This window comes from Priestia sp. YIM B13490 (assembly GCF_042787735.1).
GTDB lineage: Bacteria > Bacillota > Bacilli > Bacillales > Bacillaceae_H > Priestia > Priestia megaterium.
Genome location: NZ_JBHZOT010000015.1, coordinates 15,823 through 37,278, shown reverse-complemented (window position 1 = coordinate 37,278; position 21,456 = coordinate 15,823). Strand labels below are relative to the sequence as shown.

Here is a 21,456-nt window from a genome sequence, read left to right as displayed (position 1 = left end):
TGAAAGAAAATGTATATGCAGCATGTAATTCATGTCATTCTTTAGATTCTATATCACCAGTCATAATAATTCTTATCATATAAGTTAATCTATTAGAAGTATGTATTATCAAGTCTTTAAAAATATTAAATATATTTAAGTTGATACTGCTTTTTATTAAAAGATAATCAGTTGCAATTTCTAATAATAGGAGTTGTGTATATCGGGTGACATTTAACGTATCTAAATAACTAAAAAAGGAAGGGTACTCGAAAGTAATCCTTCCTTATTTTTACATAAAAATTTTTTGTTAGTTTAAATTAATTAATTGTAATACCAGCACTTGCATTACCAACAGCAACGACAGCAGCAGTAACGCCAGCACTAACTATGGTGAATACCATTATTAAACGATCTCCTGCACTTACCGGCTCATTTAATGATGCGGAAACAGCATTTCTAGTGGTAAAAAGAGGAACTGGGTTTACCGTGTAATCTGGTAATGGTAGCAGAGTGCTCGCTATTGGAGAGAAAATGTTAGAGTTAGGAGCCTGTGATCGCCACACTTGTGCTTGAACGGTTGCTGTGCCCCCCCCAGGAATAGCAATAGTTGCTGTATTATTAAAGAAGGCAGCTATTGAGGTAATAAATCCATTACGAGGAACCACAAATGCTTCGTTGACAAGAGCTTGAAGGTTGATTGGTGGTGTTCCACCAAAGTCATTACTCATAATATTGCTTCCAAACGCAATGACAGCTCCCTGATTGATTGCGCCACCTGCTATAGTACTTATTGTAAAATCTGAACCAGAGGCAAATGGAATGATAGCACCAGCGCCAGTTGCACCAGTTGGTCCGGTTCCGCCAGTTGCACCAGTTGGTCCAGTTCCGCCAGTTGCGCCAGTTGCACCAGTTGGTCCGGTTCCGCCAGTTGCACCAGTTGGTCCGGTTCCGCCAGTTGCACCAGTTGGTCCGGTTCCGCCAGTTGCACCAGTTGGTCCAGTTCCGCCAGTTGCACCAGTTGCACCAGTTGGTCCGGTTCCGCCAGTTGCACCAGTTGGTCCAGTTCCGCCAGTTCCACCAGTTGGTCCGGTTCCGCCAGTATTACCAGTCGGTCCAGTTGGCCCAGTTCCGCCAGTATTACCAGTTGGTCCAGTTGGTCCGGTTCCGCCAGTATTACCAGTCGGTCCAGTTGGCCCAGTTCCGCCAGTATTACCAGTTGGTCCAGTTGGTCCAGTTCCGCCAGTATTACCAGTCGGTCCAGTTGGCCCAGTTCCGCCAGTATTACCAGTCGGTCCAGTTGGCCCAGTTCCGCCAGTATTACCAGTCGGTCCAGTCGGTCCAGTTGGCCCAGTTCCGCCGGTATTACCAGTCGGTCCAGTCGGTCCAGTTGGCCCAGTTCCGACGGTATTACCAGTCGGTCCAGTCGGTCCAGTTGGTCCAGTTCCGCCGGTATTACCAGTCGGTCCAGTCGGTCCAGTTGGTCCAGTTCCGCCGGTATTACCAGTCGGTCCAGTCGGTCCAGTTGGACATTTTCTCTTATGACAATCATCACAGCAGTCATGATGATCATGGCATTTACATTTGTGATGCTTTGAGTGTGTAACACTTAGAAGGTTAGATAGAAGTGTATTATTAGTATCCCCTACTGCATCAAATAAGGTGGAATCCAGTAAATGTTCCAGAATTTCTTTCTTATTATCACGTCTTCCCTTACTCAAAAAAAGGCCTCCTTTAAAGAACAAAAACCAAGAATGCTCCTATAAAGATATTAGATACTTAAGGGCGTGGTTCAAAGTATCTATATGATTGTCCGTAAATTTTCTAGAGTTTACTTATCTATTATCTTTATTAAATTTAAGAATAAATGGAGAAAAATGTACCCTTGTTCTTAATTAGTAATTTTAATTTCCTGACCTTTTATTCTATGTAAATTAATTTAGTTTTGCTTGGGGTTCCGCCTATCAATAACAATTAATTCCATATTTTTAAATCTTATAAAAAATAAAGTAAAAGCACTAAGGATATGTATAGACAAAAATACTGAAGTACTGAAGCAATTAAGAAAAAACGAGTAAAATAATTCGATTTTGATTTTATTTTTTCAAGGGAAGCTAAAATCAAATTTGAGAGTTTAGAAGAAATTATTCAGAAGTGTAGTTAGAATAATTTAAAAAGCATTATCTAAATCCTTATAAAAAGAATTAATCATAAATTTTAATCGATTTTTATGGATTGATGAACTAAAAAATATGTTTTTATTGTAAATAATTTCAACAATCTCTGCTGATTAATGAAACAGGGGGGATATGGGGAAAGTTAAATATAAATAATATAAATATCTGTTTTCGCACCCAGCTGTTAATGAATATATCTTGTTCTATAAACATGAACTATATCAAAAAAAAATAAACTAGTGTGTTTTGATAGAATACTTAAATACACTGGTTTATTAAATTATTTAGAACTATCTACACTTCGTAGAGGTATAAACCTACAAATAATATTTGCATCTTTTTTAAATGCGTATTCCTATAAAAACACCTTTTGAAAAGTTAACTATGGGTTTGAATCCCCAACTTTTAAAAGTTTGAAATGCTTTTGAGTTCTTTTTACTTACATACCCAGTCGCTCCTCGTATTCCCTGCTTCTTAGCGTATTCTACTAAATTTGGTAACAAGGAATGAGCAATCCCTCTTCCTTGATATCGAGGATCGAGAATCACATAATCAATAAAAATTATATTTTTAAGTAAAAAACGATAACAAAAAAAGCCTATTTTTTCATCTTCGTTATTACAAAGAACAATAACTTCATGTGCACTTCTTAGGATACTTTCGAATTTTTTTGAGTCTACATTAAAATTATTAGTAGCTAAATTAATTAAATAAGGGTCATCTTGATAAGGAATTCTTTTGCGTAAATACATTTATATCCCCTCTATTTTATTTTAAGTTTTTTGTAAAAGGAGAAAATATAACAAATTATAAGAGTAGTGAATTTCATGGTTTTACAAGTGTGACAAACATGCTTTTTTTACTATTTTTCTTCTCCTTTAATCTCATATAGTAGTGTATGTTCTTAAATAAAATTAGCTTGGACATTTTGATTATGAAATGATGAATAGATGTAGATTTAATAATAGAATAAATAATTGCGAATGAATCTTATTAATATAGATTGAGATTCCAGAGACATTTCAAAGTATCAGCATATTAATGAAAATAAGCATAGGTCAACTCTGCTTCTAAAATCATTGTTTTTGTATGGAAGTTAAAAATATATGTAGATTCTTTGATTTCCAGCTTTAATTCATTAATTTTTTATATAAGCGATGATATTAGCCGAGACCAATCCCTCTTTAAATGTATATATTATATGGACAAACAATAAAGGGGGTGACAAATTATGAGTAAACGTATACAAAGCGATCTTTTGCTGCTCTCTTTATTACTTTCTTCTAAGACCAGAAAAACAACATCTAAATCTGAACAGAATGAATTTGGTGATTGGAAAGAGCTGAATTTTAAAGACCAAAAAGATGGAAAAGAGCATAGTAAAGATATTAAAGACGATAAAGATGATAAACACCATTGTCACGAAGATAAAAAACATCATTGTCATGATTGGAATGATCATAAAGGGGGAGATGATTTTATGAATCAAGAAGATTGTGGTTGTAAGGAAAAGTTTAAATGCGATTGTTGTTGTACAACAGGAATTCGTGAAGAGCTTGAAAGATTGACAGGCCGTCGAGTACGTGTATTTACTGGTTCAACTTTCTTCATTGGGGATGTTGGAAACGTAGATTGTGATACTCTCACGTTACTACCTCCGACGGGCCTTTTACCGGGGAAAATTTCACTTTGTGCAATTACAGCTATTGTTGAACTTCCAGCAGGCTCAACAAGTTAATATTCAGAATAATAATCTTTATTTAGTATAAAACCACTTGTTAGAAGATTTTCGGGAAATAATTTATTTATTTCCCTATTTTTTAATAGGTTTATATATCTAAAATAGGTAGTTAACAAAGTAATTCAAAGGTGGAATAAAAAGGATTCCGAAATGTGTAATTACAAAGTGTGAAACTCTTTTTAAAGCTATCGGAGCTTAAGAATTTTTACATAATAAATAACTTAATTTTTTCATCATCTAAAAAAGAATAGATGATAAAAAAGCTAGATTTGGATTGAAAATCAAGGTGCTATTTTTCTCTTCTTCGTTTATAGTATAAGATTATCTATGTAAGATTATATTGTAGATCATCAATTCATTAAAGGACTAATTCATATTGTATCTGGATTTAAGTGCTTTTTAAAGGTTAATTGTATTATAACGTGGCAATATAATTAAAAAGAATTAAAGTTATAGAAGGGTAAAGTTTACTTGAAATAAAAATATATTGATAGGTTGTTAGATACAGTCTCATAATTTTAGACCAAAACGAACCTCGGATCTAAGATTTTTTATCACAATGTATAGTTAATTACCATGTTTTAAATCAGACCCAATCATGCTTCTTTTCTTTATCTCTGAGGGTTATTTTTTTATTATCGAATAGAATTTAACTCCCAATTGAATGTTATTAAGACTAATCTTACTAGGTATTATTTAGCTTACTAAAAGTTTATGTGTATTATTCCCTTGGTGATTGTACACCATTTTACTTTTTCTTTTCTAAAGGTTGTCTAGTTTGGGTTATTTTGGAAAATTAATAATGTGCAATTTAAGAACGGGACGGCTTGCAGGCGTCTCTTTTTGTAAATCTCTACAATTAGAAACATGGGCAGCATTCTTTATATGGTATTGGGTTGTGGAGTAATTAGGTTTTCCTCTTTCTGGGATTGTAAATAAATTCATGAATATAATATGTATAGGAGATAAGTCAGTCAATTTCGTAAGGAGGGAAAACTAACTGGTGAAAGATATCCACGTTCTTTTACTTGATTATTCAAGTTCAGGCTCATTAAAGCAAGCTTTAACATCTCTAAAATTTATTCGTGATCGTATAAGGGATGTTGCTGTTTTGAGGGAATCAAATTTATCCTTACAGCTAAGTTTTTCTACTATCACTCAAGAAATTAAGTATATAAAATTAATTAGCGAAGACCTAGGGGCATCGCTAAATGAATATATTGAAACACTAACCTTTGAATATGTTTTATTTCTCTCTGATCAAGATTATTTTAATTCAAATATAAAAGAAATGAAATTAGAATTGTATGAGGACCAATATGTAATGACCTACCCCTATATTCTCAAAGGGAAAGTTATTCAAAAACCTCTTCTGGTTAAGACTTCTTTCCTAAAACAAGCTAAGTTTTTTTCTAAATACCAAGTTCCTTTTAAAGAAGCCGTATTTCCATCATGGCTCTCTAGGATCAATAAATCATCTATTATAACAGTAAGGGGTGATTCTATAAGTCAAACGAATAAAAGTAAAACCAGACATATGATGCAAAAGTTTAATTTTATAGAAAAATATCAATATGAATTGGAACCAAATACGAATTCACCTTCAATCTCGGTTATTCTCTCTAATTACAATATGGCTGATTATGTAGAGATAGCCATTAATTCATGTCTTTTACAAAGCAATTTACCAGAGAAAATACTTATAATTGACGATGGTTCGACAGATAATTCTTATGAAAAATTAGAAAAATGGAAAGAATCCCCGTTAATTAAACTTTTTAAACAGAATAATAGAGGAAAGGCTAGAGCGTTAAATAATTTAATACCCTATATTGAGACAGAGTTTGTTGTTGAATTAGATGCGGATGATTGGTTTGACCCGGATGCTTTTTCAATTATTAAAAAGAATTTGGGAACTTTGCCAGATGAAGTTGGCGTTCTGTATGGTAATATAAGGAATTGGTTACAGTTAAATCCACACGATTTGAAATGTAAGGGGATAAAAAAAGGAAAACCAATCCGCAATAAAAACGAATTGCTTTCTTATCTACTTCCTGTAGGACCTCGCATTTATCGTACTTCCTCTCTAAAGCGAAATAATGGTTTTCCAATAATTAAGTTTGAGGATGGACGGATGTATGAAGATGTAAGTGTATTAAACGATTTATTAAAAAAAAATCGTTTGTTATATAGAGATTTTACTGTTTATAATGTGAGAGTACATGACTTAAGTATTACAAAAAAAAATCACTCCAATTGGAGCGATTTTATAAAGTATCTTGATTAATTAAACATTTTGAGGAAGTCTTATATAATCAATAACTTGAAGTGAAATAACCACTGGCTCACTAGGATTGTCGTATGGAGAAACCTCGACTACTGTAATAAGGTTACCCGAAACTGATAAAAGAATGTATTCTTGTGCTACAATATCATCAACAAAAGCAATTTCGAGGGTCTCTCCAATATGTTTTTCTAATTCTGCAGATAAAAAATCTTCAAACATGTAATAATTCCCTCCTTAAATTTTCGCAACTGTTCGAATGTTAGAGATTGGGATCAAAACTAATGATCCTTGATTTTCAACTAAAACAATATAATCTATTTTAACGGCTAATAGAATTCCTGAAAATTCGCTAGAAGATGTTGTGCTTTGAACTTTTTGACTTTGTAGAGTTAATAAATAGTTTCTAAGGTCATCTGTAGGAATACACTTGCAGGGATCTTCACCTGTAATTGGTGAGTTAGCATTACCTGGATTTATAGTTGAATTAAAGCCATTACCTAATGCCAATGAAATCATCCTTTCTAAAAAATTTATTTCTGTATTACTATTTATGTTTCCATACTATAATATGCTTGTTCAACTCTTGATGTACTCCACATTTTAATTATCTTATTTATAAATCCGCATTAAACTAGTTGATTGTAAAGAAATCTAAAACAATAATTATTAGGTATTTAAAATGAAATTCCGCTGTTAATTTGTGGAACGAGAACCTCAAATGTAGGGTTACTCCAGGCAATCTTTTATCTTATATGCTTAAATTTTTCATTATTTTATCAATTTTAGAAATTAATTAATGTTAAGTAAGAAGGATGACAGATAGTTGAAATTATAAGTTGGTTTTAGGCTATTTGCTATTACATTTTTGTATGAATTTCATATTCTATTAAGATATATTTTACTTTTATATAAAAAATAAAATTATCAAAAAGGAAGTCTAAACGATTTTTCCAATGACTATACCTTAAATAGTCAAGATATCATTAAAAAATTTAAAGGAGGTCTTAGATCTTATAATGGCACAAGAAAAAGGCCTAGAGAATAATTGGAATAATGATGAATATAGTCAAAAGAAGTTTAATAGATTTATGGAAAGTGACTGGTGGTATTACAAGAACCCATTAATTACTGAATCAAGTAACGATAGAAAGATGCAACTAAATTTCTCTGTAAGTAGACAAATATATCTTTCATATAAGGAACCTAATTTGAATTTTTCCATTCCTCCTCAAAATCCAGTAAACCTTCCTAAAAGAAAGATTGTTTGTAGATTTGAAGGAATAATCTCAGGGAGTTTAAGTGCTACCTTGCTTATTATAGGATACAAAAATAATCAAAAGAAATATTTATTTAAAGTTGAAATAAATCAAAATACCATCTTGGATTTAGATAAAAATAATTTTGACTGCTATAGAATCGCTGTCCACTTAAAGGGAAACGGTGAGTTTAGCTTTAATAAAATTATTTTAGGAAATGATGAAATCAAAGGGTTTATGCATATAGATAAAGTAACGCCTTTCTCAGGCACAACCTGTCTTGAATCAAGAACTTCTTTGAATATTAAAGAAGATGAAATTACTGCTGGATCGAAGATAATCAACAGAAGGAGTGATTTGATAATAGATTTTAATGAAGATATAATTAACGTCGAACCAAAAGACATTTTTCTTCAGCCAATTGACCAAAAATACTTTTCATTTGAAGACAATTATTTCGTTTCATATTTGCCCAATAAGAGATATTCGTACCTATCAATAAAGGAAAAGTCTAATTTGTATGAACCTCCTACTAATAAAGCAAAACAACATAATTTTGATTCTGATCATTTTTATTGTATTGAGTTTAGAGCTCAAAAAGAAAGTTCCATTACAATGGATTTGATAATCTTGGGATTCTCAGAAAATGACCCGATTGAAGTAAAGAGTATCCCTCTCGATTCTAATGAGTTGGTTAAATTTAATAACAATACACATATGTTAAAGTTTTTAATTCGTTTAAAAGGTCAAGGGAAGTTTTCAAATCTTAAAGTTAGTATAAATAAAAAGCTTAGAAAACCATTAAACACCCATGAGGTTCAATTACACCCCCAAGAATGGTTCAATCCACAACCATCTAACATTGAACTTATTGAAATGGATAATTCCCTTTTTCTAAATACAAATATTCCCTTAGAAAAGAAATTTTATATATCTTATAAAATTAAAAATAATAGTTTCAGTAAGGTGCCTGACCAAACTATTTTTAATGTTAATCCTAATAATTATTATGAAGTAACAATAGATTGTGACAATAATGATAATGGAATAGTATCTCCTGTTATTGTAGGATATTCTGAGAGAGAAAAAGTAGAGATTCTTAATTTAGAATTAAATAAAATAAACTATCTAAACTTTAACTCTAATGTTGTTAAGTGTCGGTTAGCTTTCGCATTATCTGGCATGAATAGATTGAAAATAAAAAAACTTATTATTAAGGAATTTGAGGATACAAAGCTGGGTGGCGAAATGAATTGGATAGATTCAAAGGAAGTTTCTTTCTTAGGTTTACAAGAAAAAAAGTTAATATCTAAGGTGAAAGTAGCTGCTATTTTTGATGAATTTACTAAGTATTGTTTTGAGCCGGAATGTGACTTAATAACTTTCACCCCTGATAATTGGAAAGAAAAACTTTTTTTAGAAAAGCCGGATTTTCTCATGGTTGAGTCAGCTTGGTATGGTAATAAGGGCAGTTGGGCTAAAAAGGTACAATATACAAAAGAAAGTTCTATAAAAGATTTAAAAGAGCTAATTAAATGGTGTAGAGAGAATAATATACCAACGGTTTTTTGGAATAAAGAGGACCCTGTCCATTACAATCATTTCATTGAAACAGCAAAACTATTTGATTATATCTTTACCACGGATCGCAACATGCTTCCTAAATATCGAAAGGACTGTAAACATAGCAGAGTAGATACTTTACAATTTGCCGCACAACCGACTATTCATAACCCCTTAAGTATTGGATGCAGAGAAAAAGCTATTTGTTTTGCTGGCTCATATTATAGTCACCATAACGAACGCTCTAAAGATATGCTTAAGATATTTAATCAGGCTATTCCTTATGGACTTGTTATATATGACCGCAATCATAAAAAAGTGGAAAAAGGCTTGTTGAAAAACAATAAATTTCCTGATTATTTAAATCCTTATATTAGAGGAGACTTAAAATATTATGAAATAGATAAAGCATATAAGGGATTTTGGGCTATGATTAACATCAATACTGTCAAAAATTCTCCAACTATGTTTGCTAGAAGAATTTTTGAAGGGTTAGCTTGTGGGACGCCTATTATCAGTAATTACTCAGAAGGAGTAAAAAGTTTATTTGGAGATATAATAGGTACTTCTGAAGATGATCAGGAGATATCTTCTATGTTAAGAAAGTTATTTGAAGATGAAACCTACTATCAAGAGGTTGTTATTGAAGGAATTAGAAGGGTATTAAAGGATCACACGTATTTACACAGGTTAGAAAAAATTATAAGTGTTCTTAGACTCCCCTTTTTCACCCCTCGTAAAAAGGTTATTGTAATATCAGTAGCTTCCACAGTAGAAGAAACTAAGAAGATAATTAATTCTTATGTAAAACAAAACTACCATAATAAAGAGTTATTTCTTATTACAGAAAACAGCGTTGTTAATAAGGTTAAGGTAGAGAATCCTACAATTTGTTTATTTACCAGAGAAAAAGCAACTGATTATTTTGTGAAGAATAACATTTATAGCCACGACCAATATATAGCTTACTTTGATAAAGACTTAAATTATTCTGAGAATCATTTACTCGATCTTATCTTAGCTACAGAATATGCTCCTTGGGAGATTATATATATTAATAATAATAAATTGAAATTTGAGCAGACAAGTACGTTCGATAAAAGCAAGGCAATTTTTAAAGGAGAATTGTTCTCTAAATTCTCTACAGAGGATATCGTTAAATATTTAGAAGGTAAAGAAGGATTTACAGATATTCTCTTTAAAAGGGGAGCTCGAGTACTTAGTATCACTACAACGTAAGAATTAAGAATCTAAAAGAGAAAACTAAAATTTTAATTAAGTTCTTTATTCTTATTATAAATAATTACACACTGGTTAAATTTATGTATAGTAAGATACTCAAAGGTTTATGTTTATTTTTTCTTTACATTTTAATTGAAGAGGCCTCTTCAATTAAAATGTAAAGAAGCGCTCTTTAATGTTTATGTGGCATTTATAGTAATTATAATAAGATGCAGAATAAATTATTTTAAAAAGTTAGTTTGATGTAAACGCTAGAATGTTATTAACAGTTTTCGCTCAATGCAATTTTACACTTTCGCTTCAATAACCTAGAAATATAGTAAAATAACGGAAGGTGTTATTTTATTGGTGATAGGATCTTGGAAGATAAGTAAATGCTATATTTAAATATTCACCAATTACATAAATGGAAGTTTAAGGTATCTCGAATTGCACAGTAACTAAAGGTTTCAAGGTCAACAGTTTATAAGTATTCAAAAATGACATTTGGAGAGTCAAAAGCGCACACGCAATAGTTTCAAGGCAAAGGCAAGGAGTTGGATCCCTACAAGGATTGGGTTGGTTATAACTTGTCTTGAAGAGTACCCTCATCTCAGTGCAACATAAATCCCAGATTGGCTCTTAGAGCGTTATCCTGATTTAGTTGTTGGCGAGAGTACAGTAAGAGCATATGTGAAAGAGATGCGTGAGATTTATCAGGTTGAGAAAAAAATAATGGTTCGGCAATATGAAGCGATTCTTGAAAAAACCATGGGTAAGCAACTCCAGGTGGACTGGGGAGAAACGAAACAGAAGACAACTGAGAAGAAAGAAATCAAGTTGTATCTCGTCGCTTTTGTCTTAGCGCACTCTTGATATAAATATATGGAGTGACAGAACCGGCCTTTTACAACAAGTGATGCAATTCGATGTCATGAAAATGCATTTCAATTTTACGGAGGACGTACAGAGGAAATTGTCTGTGATCAAGATCGTTTAATTACAATAAGCAAAAATTCAGGTCAACTACTTTTAACTTCTGAGTTCCAAAACTATGTAAACGAACGTAAACTTAAAGTTCATTTTATCGTAAGGCGGACCTAAAGTCAAAAGGAATGATTGAGAACGTTGTAAAGTACATTTCGCAGACATCAGAGTATTCAGCAATATTGAAAATTGAAATAACCGAGCGTTACAGTGGCTACGTCGCACTGGGAATCAACATGTTCATCAGACAACGAAAAAAAGACCAACTGAAGTGTTTCTCGTCGAAAAGCAACACTTACAGCCCGTCTCTTCACCACTCTCATATGAAAGTGCTACTATTCCAAGTATAACAAGGAAGAGTAGTAAGGACAATACAATACAGTTTAAATCAAATCGTTATTCCGTTCCTCGCGGAACGTATAGTGCAACCTCTGATAATCAGGTTTTTATTGAAGTCACTTCGGGCACACGTTCAACGCTGGTTATCCGTAAGCAGTTAGAAAGAGAGGTCATTGCTGAACATAACATTAGTAGTGAAAAGGGGAAGCTAATTTAAAATCGAAATCATATTTGGGATCGCTCAAAGGGGATTGAAGAATTTAAGTAGCGACTGGTTTCACATTTTGAAGATCAGGAATGTTCAACTTCTTATTTAAATAAAATTTGTTTGAGATACCCACGGTAACGGCGCGATCAGTTCATAATCATCCAAAACGTCATTCAAAAATACCCTATGTGGATTGAAGCCACCTTGACTAAATGCATGATGGATAAGCTCTACAGCGCCAATGAATTTCGGGCCATTGCAGATTACATCAATACATTGCAGACTCAATGTAATCAAAAGATGAAAACATCCTCCATAAAGCATTTAGGTAAAGACAGCATAATTGTGACAACTCGCTCTCTTACTACTTACACAAGTATTGTAGGGGGTGAAACACAGTGAATAAGATGGTAAATAACTTGCAGGAGCAATTTCTTCAATTAAGGTTATCTAAACAGCTGAGGAGCTACCAAAGCTCCTGCGTGAGTCTAGGAAATCCTCCTGGACGTATATAGAATTTCTTAAATCTATCACACGTTATGAGTTAAGAAAATGTGAAGTAAAGAGTTTAGAAAGAAGAATGAAATGGGCCGACTTCCCTTACGCGAAGTCGTTAAGTGAATATAATTTAGAAGGACAGACTGCTTTAACGGTGCGTCAATTGCCCCAGCTCGCAGGACTAAATTGGCTTGAGCAGCAGTATAATTTAATTTTATTAGGACCATTAAGGGTTGGGAAAACATTTTTAGCAATTGGTTTGGGGATTGAATCTATTCACAAAGGTTTCAACGTTTATTCCATCGTGTAGAAGTGATTCATATGGATGGAGATAGTTATCGAATGAAATATCAAAAAGTATATTTTCAGCAGAATAAAGAACAAATAAGCAAAAAGTGTAAAATTTGAATTGATTTCTATATTTGGAAGTATACTAGTTGACAGTAAAGGACTAAGGTTATTTTATATCTAATAATATTAACAATAAATGCTTAGTTTCCTTAGTGTGTAAATAATGCTTAAACAGCCTTACATATAAGATATAAGTAAGGCTGTTTAAATTAATAAACCTATAAAATATAAATTTTCTAAAAAATAACGGAAGGTGGATGCACTGTAAACATAAATTTTTAAACGATTAAGTTCATAATATCTAGACAGTATTGGATACGACAGTCAAAGAACTTTATAAATTACATATAGCTCGATCAATTTGTTAAGTTGATAGAAGATACCAGTATAGTCTATATACAAGAAGGATCATTCTCACATTCATAGTCTATTATATGCGTAACATTTAGAAGGATCTGATTTAATGAAGAGTTAGTTTAGAAACTTATTGAAGTTATTTATAAATGAGAAAGTCCACCTAAAATAAAGTTGACAATTTTGTGAGAAACTATTGGATCATCATAGCCTTCTGGAAGCTTCCAAGTTGGTTTTACCTGCATCATTAGCTCTACTGATCTTACAATTGCCTTAGTTTCTAGACCTGATATAATATTACTACCGCACAATACTGTTTCAGGTCTTTCTGTACTATTTCTGATAGTTACAGAAGGAACTCCGAGGATACAACTTTCTTCCTGAACTGTCCCACTATCTGTAATAGTACAACTTGCATGTTTTTGAAGTTGAATAAAATCAAAAAATCCAAAAGGTTTACATAAATTTAACAATGGTTCATGGACTCTTATCTCAAACTTATCTAAACGATCCTTCATTCTAGGATGAACACTGCATATAATAGGAATCCGATGTTTCTGGGCAATGATAGTTAAGCTATCAATTATTTTTTGAAGCCGCTCTTTTATGTCTACATTTTCAGCTCGGTGTGCAGTTACCAAGATGAAATTTTTATTCTTCACGTTTAATTCTTCTAAAATATTACTTTTTGAAATTTCCTCCTTATAATATTTTATTACCTCAAAAATGGGATTTCCTGAGACCCATATTTTCTGTGGATGTACCCCCTCTCGTAATAAATTCTCTTTTGCTGTAGACGTATAAGGTAAATTAAAAGATGATATTGAGTCTATTACTTTACGATTAATTTCTTCAGGTACTTTATGGTCATAACAGCGGTTTCCTGCCTCCATGTGATAAACAGGAATTCCATGTCTCTCTCCTAAAAAAGCACATAATGCACTGTTAGTATCCCCCAATACCAATATCTTATCTGGATTATGCTTTTCAATAATTTTTTCAACTACATCAAAGATTTGGCCTATTTGAGATCCGACTGAACTGTTAGATAATTTTATGTGATAGTTAGGTAATCTTATTTTTAATTGATTAAAAAAGATTTCACTTAATCTTTGATCATAATTTTGTCCTGTATGGACTAGTATGTGTTCATCTGCATAATGATCTAACTTTTGAATAATCAAACTCAAGCGAATAATTTCTGGTCTAGTTCCAATAATAGTCATTACTTTCATAAGTTCACACCTTTATTAGTTTCTAAACATTTTTAAAATATTTTGAGATTCTTCTTTCTCAAGAATTGTATTTTTTCTTGCAATTATCTTTGGCAGGGTATTTTTCTGATGAATAATATTGAGGAAGTTTCTTTTTGAAATAATCTCATGATTAAGAGTAATAGCTCCAGCGTGGCCGCCAGGAAGTACATAGCGCTTACCTTTTAAATAATCTGCAGTTTTATAAATAAGGGTATAGAATTGAGGAGATTCATAGAATATAGGAGCTAAGGATCCAGTGTTGATATCAAATAAATAACCATTTTGGTTAATTATAACCTCTGTATCGGGTTTATGTTTATATTGATGTAATTGTTCAATATATGTTTTGTGGTACATATCATCAGAATCAATTCTTACTAGATAAAGATATTCAAAGTCTTTAATGGAAGCTTTTAAAGTCTGATTATATTCTTTTTTTCCTACAAATTTAATATTAGAAGGTAACTTATTATATTGTGATAAAGATGTATCAATAATCTGCTTTGTTTCATCTTCGTATAACACTAAAGTAAGAAAATCTTGATTTGTTTGACTTATTAGACTTTTAGCAGTATAGTTCATAAACAATTCAATACGATTTTTAATCCAATTTTCTGTCAATCTATCCGCTGTAAATCCAAATGTATTAAAGGTAATACTAACTATTATTTTTTTATTCATTATTAAAATAGCTCCTTCGTTTATATTATTTTCCACATATATCAATATTATAGATATTATAGTTGTTATGATAGGTATTGTTGATAGGTGTGTGGTCTAGACTCCATCCAATCTTTGAGCTCCTTAATCATTGTTGAATAGTTCACAAGTGTATACTTAAAATCTTTTCTGGTTATGATTAAGCTTTTATCTGAATATGTCTTTGCTGAAGGAAGAATAGTGATATCATTCTTTGAAAAAGTCTCTTTTAATAATAAAAGAAGTTCATATTTCGAGATTTTCTTTTCTCCTGTTAAATGAATTAGTCCTTTGATCTGATTAAATGATAAGTTATAGATAACTTTAGCAAGTTCTAAAGTAGTTATGCCATTCCAAAATACATTTTGATAACCTTCGATTTTTCCTTTTTGCTTCATAAACCAATGAAACAATCCAATTCCATCTTCTTTCAGTTCTGGTCCTATTATAGAAGTCCTAATGGTTAAATTATTATTATTTGTAACTTCTCCTAAACTTTTTGTTTGAGCATAAACCGAACTTCCTGTCTTTTCAGAATTCTCGCTATAATCACCTAACTTTCCAGAAAAAACACAATCTGTACTTATATGAATCAAATAAAAGTTGTAAATATTACTATATTCAGAAAGTTTATGAGGGAAGAGACTGTTAATGAAAATTGAATCATATATATTTTTGTCAGCAATATCATTTAGTATGCCTACAGCGTTAATTACAATGTGTGGTTTGACTAAATTTAATACTTGCTCTACTTTCTTTAGATCTCTTACATCTAGGTATAGGCTATTAGAAGAATTTTTGTTATTTCGCCGTGTAGTCCAGAAAATTTGTTGATGACCTTTAGATGTAAAATAATTTTTAATTACATGGCCAGCCATTCCATCTCCACCAATAATTAGTACCTTCAATTAATAAAACCTCCGCTCTTTAACATCTCTAAGATGTCTTTTTTAGACATTAACAAATCATTAGAGGAGTATTCATCAAAAGAAACTTTTCGGAATTTTTCGTATGTTTTGATTAAATTTAATGAGGAATGTGAAGGGAGGATAACGTAATATTGGTTATGATAATGGTGAGTAAATGGAGATTCATGATTTGATACAAGTATTTCATGTAACTTTTCTCCAGGACGTATGCCAACTTCTTTTATATTAACTGGTTTAGTTGCTAGTTGTTCAATTAGCACTTCTGCTAAGTCTAAAATCTTACAAGCTTTCATTTGCATTACGTATGTTTCTCCGCCGATAGACTCTGCAGAAGCTTTAAGTAGTAGATCTATTGCCTCGGAAACTGTTAAGAAGAATCTAGTCATTTCCTTTGAAGTTAACGTAATATCCTTTCCTTCAATAATCATGTTTTTAAAGAGTGGCACTACACTACCATTAGTTCCTAATACATTTCCACCCCTTATACATACAAATTTAGTTTCCTCACTATAATCATTAGCCCTTAACATAAGTTTTTCACCAAATGATTTTGTCATTCCATAAAAGTTTATAGGGTCAACAGCTTTATCTGTGGAAACATCAATTACTTTTTTTACTTTATTCTTAATGCTTGCACGTATTACATTTTCAGTACCTATTACATTTGTTTTTAAAGCCTCCTCAGGTTGTAATTCACAAATAGGAACATGTTTTAAAGCAGCGAGGTGAAATACATAGTGAACATTTTTAGAAGCATCTTCAACTGACTGATAATCCCTTACGTCGCCAATAATAAATTTGATTTTAGCATTATAATCAAAATTTCTTTGCATTGTAACTTGTACATACTCATTTCTGGATAAGATTCGTATTTCTTTAGGACTGTGTACTAGTAATTTTTTAGTAAGTTCGTACCCCCAAGAACCTGTTCCTCCTGTTATTAATATTATCTTATCTTTATACATGATTTAGCCTCCTGTATTGAGTTTATAATTAATACAACCTTGACAGTTATTGAATTGTGTCTTCTAATGAAGATCCTAATAAATAATAATTAAACCCCTGTTTCTTTAGTTGTTTTGAATCAAGTGAATTTTTTGTGTCAAATAAATTTTTAGTTCTTACTAGAGGAATAAAATCCCCAAAATTAAAATATTTAAATACGTTATGATCAGTTAAAAGAACAATGCAATCTGTTCCTTCAATTGCTTTTTCTATACTTTCAACTTTGTGCTTAAATGTTTCTTTCACTAAAGGATCGAAGGATTTAATAACTATTCCTTGCTCCTGTAATTTCTCAATGATATAAAGGTTAGGGCTCTCCCTTATATCGTCGATATCTCCTTTAAAGGCTAATCCTAAAATAGAAACTACAGGATTTTCTATTGCCGAAACTAATTGAATAATTTTATTTACAACATAATTTGGTGTATTATCGTTTATGTGACGAGATAAACTTATTAGTTTTGCTGTTTCAGGATCTTGGTTAACAATAAACCATGGATCTACCGCAATACAGTGTCCACCTACTCCAGGTCCGGGATTATGAATGTGGACCCTAGGATGGTTATTAGCCAACTTGATTGCTTCCCAAATATTAATACCTAGTTTCTCGGCTATTCTTGCAAGCTCGTTAGCAAAAGCTATATTTATATCTCTATATGTGTTTTCAATTAATTTGACCATTTCGGCAGTTGTGGCATCCGTTGTATGAATATTTCCTTTAACAAATCGTTTGTATAAATTAACAGCCAATTCTGTGGATTTTTCATTAATTCCTCCTACTATTCTATCATTGTTCACCATTTCAGTTATTAAATTACCCGGCAATACTCTCTCTGGTGAGTATGCAACAAAAAGTTCTTCTCCAATTTTTAACTTTGTTTGCGTTAATAAGGTTATTACCGTTTGAATAACTGTCTTTGGTGGGACGGTGGATTCTAGTATAACCAGATTTCCTTTTTGTAAATAGGGTAAAATCATTTCAACCGCTTTTATCACAAAGTTCAAGTTAGCAGTCTTATCTTCGTTTATCGGAGTAGGTACAGAAATTATAAATGCATCCGAATGTACAGGTGCGGTAGAAAAATTAATCTTTCCTGTTTGTATCGCTTTAACTAATAATTCTTCAAGCCCAGGTTCATAAATGTGTAATTTTTTACTATTCAATTTTTTGATAATATCTGTATTAATGTCAACTCCATGCACCTCAGTTTGATGGTTAGCAAACATCAATGCTGTAGGTAAGCCTATATATCCTAATCCAAGAATACAAGTTTTCAAAAAAAATCCCCCTTTTACCTCTTCAAGGTATTCATATTTTGTTTGAAAATAATTATTTAATTACTAACTCAAGAATTTGATTAAAATGTCTATTATTTTTTCACTAGGTTTCTCAATATCATAAGGATTTGACCAAGTTGCGTAGAGAACATTATAACTATCAAGGATTTTTGAAATATTATCCTTTTCTACATTTACTAAACGATTTGCTCCACATGTAATTGTTTCTGGGCGCTCAGTTGAATCTCGTAATGTTAAGCAAGGGGTTTTTAAAATACATGATTCTTCTTGAAGACCCCCACTGTCTGTGAGAACGACTTTTGCTTCTTTTTGTAAATGAATAGATTCAACAAAATTAACTGGAGGATCAAGAATAATAATTTTGGAGTCCAATAGCAGAGGATATAAGTTAAATTTATGAAGCTTTTCTTTAGTACGTGGGTGTAAGGAGAACACGACTTTATTTTGACTACTTTCCGAAATTTCTTTTAGACTACTTATAATAGAAGTTAACCTAGATTTATTATTGGTATTCTCTTGCCTGTGGCAAGTTACGAAAAAGTATTCTTTAGGTTTAATATCGTACTTTATTAAAATAGTATCCGTATTTATTTTGTTAGATACTTCCTGAATAGAATCAACTAATGTTTGTCCTACAACGTATACTCCATTAACAATTCCTTCCTTTTTCAAATTATTTTGAGCTTCCTTTGTAGGAGCAAATAGGATTGTGGAAAGATGATCAACTATAATTCTATTGATTTCTTCAGGCATAGTTTTATCAAAGCTACGAAGTCCTGATTCTACATGAATAACAGGTATATTAAGTTTAGCCGCTGCGAGGCAAGCCCCAAGAGTTGTATTAGTATCACCATGAACAATGATTGCTGTAATTCCTTCCCTTAATATTAGGTCTTCAGTCTTTTTCATTATCTCTGATGTTACAAAAGAGTGACTACCAGAACCTACTTTAAAATTAAAATCTGGAGTGGGTAAATCAAATGTCTTTAGCATACTGCCATCCATATAATAGTCATAATGTTGACCTGAATGTACAAATAAATGAGCAGAGCTAAGTCCTTTTAATATTTTTATTAATACGGCCATTTTTATTATTTCCGGTCTCGTCCCTACTATAACTGCATATTTCATTGCTACCTCCCAAAAAAAAACGATTTATATCATCCTATGTTCCTTATTTTTTTTTGTCTGATAAAAGGGCCTTGTTTTAAAGTTTTTATATCAGAAGTTTAATTACAGGCTCGATAGAATTATTAAATAATCTATAATTTCAGGAATTTACCGGCTTGTAAACAATCTTTATTATAATTATTGGCATTAGTTGAGGGGAAAATAACCAATACAGTTTTGATCCATCATTTGTTAATGTAAATCGGATTACGTCAAAATTTACAATTGGATGGGAAAAACTTGGTGCACTACGTCCATTTGCTCCTTAGGAAAAATTATTCCATAAGTTATAAATCATTGTTGTATTTTTTATTAAGTTAATAGTATTGTCTAACCCATGAACATTAGCCAGCCAGTCGTAAACTCCAGAACCTTCAGCGATATTAATAAGTATAACCCAAACGAAATTAGTAAGGCCCGTTAACTGGGAGTTCCTTGGGTCCCCTTAACATGAGCTCTAAGGTGAACATTCGTCACATCATACGCAGAAAATGCTGCCGAGAATTGTATATTCTCTACAAAATCTATTAAAGTAGGAGAGTGATCACTTACGATATCAAAAATCGGCTGATTCTTTATCAATATGGGTTGAAAGTGGTTGGTTGAGGGAAAAGCCATTGTATTGCCTCTTCGAATCATTTAACTTTACATTTTATTAGGTAGGCTAACAATTAAGATGTGAAATTTCAATAGAATATTTTAGTGGAAATTCCTTATAGAGAGAATTTTTATACTATGTAAAGTAGTTCTTGAACTGCACCCCAATTGTTAGACAAAAACTAATAATTGGAGTGGACTTGTCAATATTTATTGGACACTAAGTTAAGATACTATGATGAATAGGCTTTTTCGTATTCAATAGGGGAAAGATAATGCAGAGAAGAATGCATTCTTTTGGTATTGTAATAGAGCTCTATATATTTAAATACTTCTTTTCGAGCTTGTTCTGGTGTTGTAAATTTGGCACCATGAATGAGCTCTCTTTTTATGGTCTTATAAAAAGATTCCATTAATGCATTATCGTAGGGGTTTCCTTTTCTGCTGACACTTGAAACAGCACCATACTTTTTCAGTACGGCTTGAAAATTACTACCCGTATATTGGGATCCTTGGTCTGTATGGATAATTAATCCTGTTGGAGGATGTTCTTTGTTATATCCTTGTAAAAAAGCGTCTATCACAAGAGAATCTTTCATCCGTGTACTCATAGACCAGCCACTCACTTTTCTCGAGTACATATCCACAAATACCGCAAGGTATAAAGTACCCTTTTGAGTAGGGATATAGGTAATGTCACCGACCCATATTTTATTTCGTCCGTCTGTGTGAAAAACTTGATTAAGGAGGTTGGGTCTTTCTATAGAAGGTGATTTTTTATTATAACGTTTATAGCGATACCTGCTTCCTTTCGCATATAGGTTCATTTGACGCATCAGTTTTCCTACTCTTTTTCTGTTTACCTTGATTCCCTTCTTCTCAAGAACCTTTGTAACTCTTAAAGATCCGTATCGACCCTTATGTTCCTTAAATATCTCCTGTATTTCCGCACGTAACACTTCATTCTCTAAAGCTCTTTTAGAAGGTTTTCTCTGTAAATATTCATAGTAACCTGATCGTGAGATGTTTAACGTTTTACAAGCCTTCTTGATGTTATAGTTGTGTTTATTTTCTTTTAAGAATTGAAACCTTACACATTCTTTTTCTTCAAGAAGACCCGGAACTTTTTTAGTAGATCAAGCTCTTTTCTAAGTTCTTCATTCTCACGTTTAAGCTTTTTCATTTCATACTGGGAATTATAAAGTGCGCTCCCACGGCCTGGAAACGCACTTTCCCCATATTCTTCGTATTCACTTACCCAACGATATAGCGTATTAGGATGAATAGATAATTCTTTCGCAATCTCTTTTACAAATAGGTTCTCTTCCAGTACCAACTGAACTGCAGCCATTTTAAATTGACGATCATAAACTTTTCTACCCATAAACCGAATCACCTTTTTCTCTTAATTTAGTGTCCAGTTTATCGTACCATCTCCAAATAGCTGCCTAAATAACGTGTCTAACTTTTTGGATTCAGTTCAAAATTATCAGATGAAAAGTTAAATGATCCTGGTTATAAGTGTTTTTACTACTTATAA

Annotated in this window: 15 protein-coding genes and 1 pseudogene; 5 read left to right on the top strand and 11 right to left on the bottom strand. The window is 32.0% G+C overall.

The genetic code is table 11. The features are described from left to right. Positions 1 to 299: 299 nt before the first annotated feature. Positions 300 to 1,700, bottom strand: a complete 1,401-nt coding sequence (locus ACFX4R_RS25710) for an exosporium glycoprotein BclB-related protein (protein ID WP_377570961.1) — start codon at positions 1,698 to 1,700, stop codon at positions 300 to 302. Between the two features lie 797 nt (positions 1,701 to 2,497). After that, the gene (locus tag ACFX4R_RS25705) at positions 2,498 to 2,908 is read right to left on the bottom strand and encodes a GNAT family N-acetyltransferase (RefSeq protein ID WP_377570958.1); all 411 of its coding nucleotides are present in this window, start codon (positions 2,906 to 2,908) and stop codon (positions 2,498 to 2,500) included. Positions 2,909 to 3,387: 479 nt separating this feature from the next. Here ACFX4R_RS25705 and ACFX4R_RS25700 point away from each other — a divergent pair, with 479 nt between their 5' ends. Next, on the top strand, positions 3,388 to 3,894 hold the full coding sequence (locus tag ACFX4R_RS25700) for a hypothetical protein (RefSeq protein ID WP_377570956.1): 507 nt from the start codon (positions 3,388 to 3,390) through the stop codon (positions 3,892 to 3,894). Between the two features lie 1,006 nt (positions 3,895 to 4,900). Continuing rightward, entirely contained in the window at positions 4,901 to 6,184 is a 1,284-nt protein-coding gene (locus ACFX4R_RS25695) for a glycosyltransferase family 2 protein (protein WP_377570953.1), read from the top strand. Here the strand turns inward: ACFX4R_RS25695 and ACFX4R_RS25690 are convergent, their stop codons facing one another. Together ACFX4R_RS25690 and ACFX4R_RS25685 are read right to left on the bottom strand one after the other, a co-directional pair. Beyond that, entirely contained in the window at positions 6,185 to 6,403 is a 219-nt protein-coding gene (locus tag ACFX4R_RS25690; RefSeq protein ID WP_377570951.1) for a hypothetical protein, read from the bottom strand. A 15-nt stretch (positions 6,404 to 6,418) separates the two neighbouring features. Continuing rightward, complete coding sequence (locus tag ACFX4R_RS25685) at positions 6,419 to 6,691, bottom strand: hypothetical protein (RefSeq protein ID WP_377570948.1); 273 nt, start codon at positions 6,689 to 6,691, stop codon at positions 6,419 to 6,421. Positions 6,692 to 7,200: 509 nt separating this feature from the next. Between ACFX4R_RS25685 and ACFX4R_RS25680 the strand changes: the two genes are divergently transcribed. The 3 genes and pseudogenes from ACFX4R_RS25680 (at position 7,201) to ACFX4R_RS25670 (ending at position 12,566) form a co-directional block, all read left to right on the top strand. Beyond that, positions 7,201 to 10,242, top strand: a complete 3,042-nt coding sequence (locus tag ACFX4R_RS25680) for a CgeB family protein (RefSeq protein ID WP_377570946.1) — start codon at positions 7,201 to 7,203, stop codon at positions 10,240 to 10,242. 377 nt (positions 10,243 to 10,619) lie between these two features. Beyond that, positions 10,620 to 12,160 (top strand): annotated as a pseudogene (locus ACFX4R_RS25675) (IS21/IS408/IS1162 family transposase). Between the two features lie 76 nt (positions 12,161 to 12,236). Continuing rightward, entirely contained in the window at positions 12,237 to 12,566 is a 330-nt protein-coding gene (locus ACFX4R_RS25670) for an ATP-binding protein (protein ID WP_377571008.1), read from the top strand. Positions 12,567 to 13,104: 538 nt separating this feature from the next. Here the strand turns inward: ACFX4R_RS25670 and wecB (ACFX4R_RS25665) are convergent. The 7 genes from wecB (ACFX4R_RS25665) to ACFX4R_RS25635 all read right to left on the bottom strand — a co-directional run bounded on the left by wecB (ACFX4R_RS25665) (position 13,105) and on the right by ACFX4R_RS25635 (position 21,300). Then, complete coding sequence (wecB, locus tag ACFX4R_RS25665; protein ID WP_377570943.1) at positions 13,105 to 14,196, bottom strand: non-hydrolyzing UDP-N-acetylglucosamine 2-epimerase; 1,092 nt, start codon at positions 14,194 to 14,196, stop codon at positions 13,105 to 13,107. Positions 14,197 to 14,211: 15 nt separating this feature from the next. After that, positions 14,212 to 14,898: a glycosyltransferase family A protein gene (locus ACFX4R_RS25660; RefSeq protein ID WP_377570941.1), complete on the bottom strand. Its 687-nt coding sequence runs from the start codon at positions 14,896 to 14,898 to the stop codon at positions 14,212 to 14,214. Positions 14,899 to 14,963: 65 nt separating this feature from the next. After that, complete coding sequence (locus ACFX4R_RS25655; RefSeq protein WP_377570939.1) at positions 14,964 to 15,824, bottom strand: sugar nucleotide-binding protein; 861 nt, start codon at positions 15,822 to 15,824, stop codon at positions 14,964 to 14,966. Next, a complete protein-coding gene (locus ACFX4R_RS25650) occupies positions 15,821 to 16,810 on the bottom strand; it encodes a polysaccharide biosynthesis protein (RefSeq protein WP_377570935.1) in 990 nt (329 codons plus the stop codon). The genes ACFX4R_RS25655 and ACFX4R_RS25650 overlap by 4 nt, the downstream gene beginning before the upstream one ends. A 46-nt stretch (positions 16,811 to 16,856) precedes the next feature. After that, entirely contained in the window at positions 16,857 to 18,128 is a 1,272-nt protein-coding gene (locus ACFX4R_RS25645) for a nucleotide sugar dehydrogenase (protein ID WP_377570933.1), read from the bottom strand. Between the two features lie 63 nt (positions 18,129 to 18,191). Further along, positions 18,192 to 19,280, bottom strand: coding sequence for a non-hydrolyzing UDP-N-acetylglucosamine 2-epimerase (gene wecB / locus ACFX4R_RS25640; RefSeq protein WP_377570931.1), 1,089 nt, complete (start codon positions 19,278 to 19,280; stop codon positions 18,192 to 18,194). A gap of 869 nt (positions 19,281 to 20,149) precedes the next feature. Next, positions 20,150 to 21,300 (bottom strand): IS3 family transposase gene (locus ACFX4R_RS25635; RefSeq protein WP_377559212.1). Its coding sequence is split into 2 segments (ribosomal slippage): positions 20,150 to 21,048 and positions 21,048 to 21,300, totalling 1,152 coding nucleotides; the frame shifts between segments, so codons are not numbered across the junction. Positions 21,301 to 21,456: the final 156 nt, after the last annotated feature.

Excerpts from the sequence above, each read along its gene's own strand:
- ACFX4R_RS25705 (WP_377570958.1), bottom strand. The coding sequence starts at position 2,908 with ATGTATTTACGCAAAAGAATTCCTTATCAAGATGACCCTTATTTAATT.
- ACFX4R_RS25700 (WP_377570956.1), top strand. The coding sequence starts at position 3,388 with ATGAGTAAACGTATACAAAGCGATCTTTTGCTGCTCTCTTTATTACTT.
- ACFX4R_RS25690 (WP_377570951.1), bottom strand. The coding sequence starts at position 6,403 with ATGTTTGAAGATTTTTTATCTGCAGAATTAGAAAAACATATTGGAGAG.
- ACFX4R_RS25680 (WP_377570946.1), top strand. The coding sequence starts at position 7,201 with ATGGCACAAGAAAAAGGCCTAGAGAATAATTGGAATAATGATGAATAT.
- wecB (WP_377570943.1), bottom strand. The coding sequence starts at position 14,196 with ATGAAAGTAATGACTATTATTGGAACTAGACCAGAAATTATTCGCTTG.
- ACFX4R_RS25660 (WP_377570941.1), bottom strand. The coding sequence starts at position 14,898 with ATGAATAAAAAAATAATAGTTAGTATTACCTTTAATACATTTGGATTT.
- ACFX4R_RS25650 (WP_377570935.1), bottom strand. The coding sequence starts at position 16,810 with ATGTATAAAGATAAGATAATATTAATAACAGGAGGAACAGGTTCTTGG.
- wecB (WP_377570931.1), bottom strand. The coding sequence starts at position 19,280 with ATGAAATATGCAGTTATAGTAGGGACGAGACCGGAAATAATAAAAATG.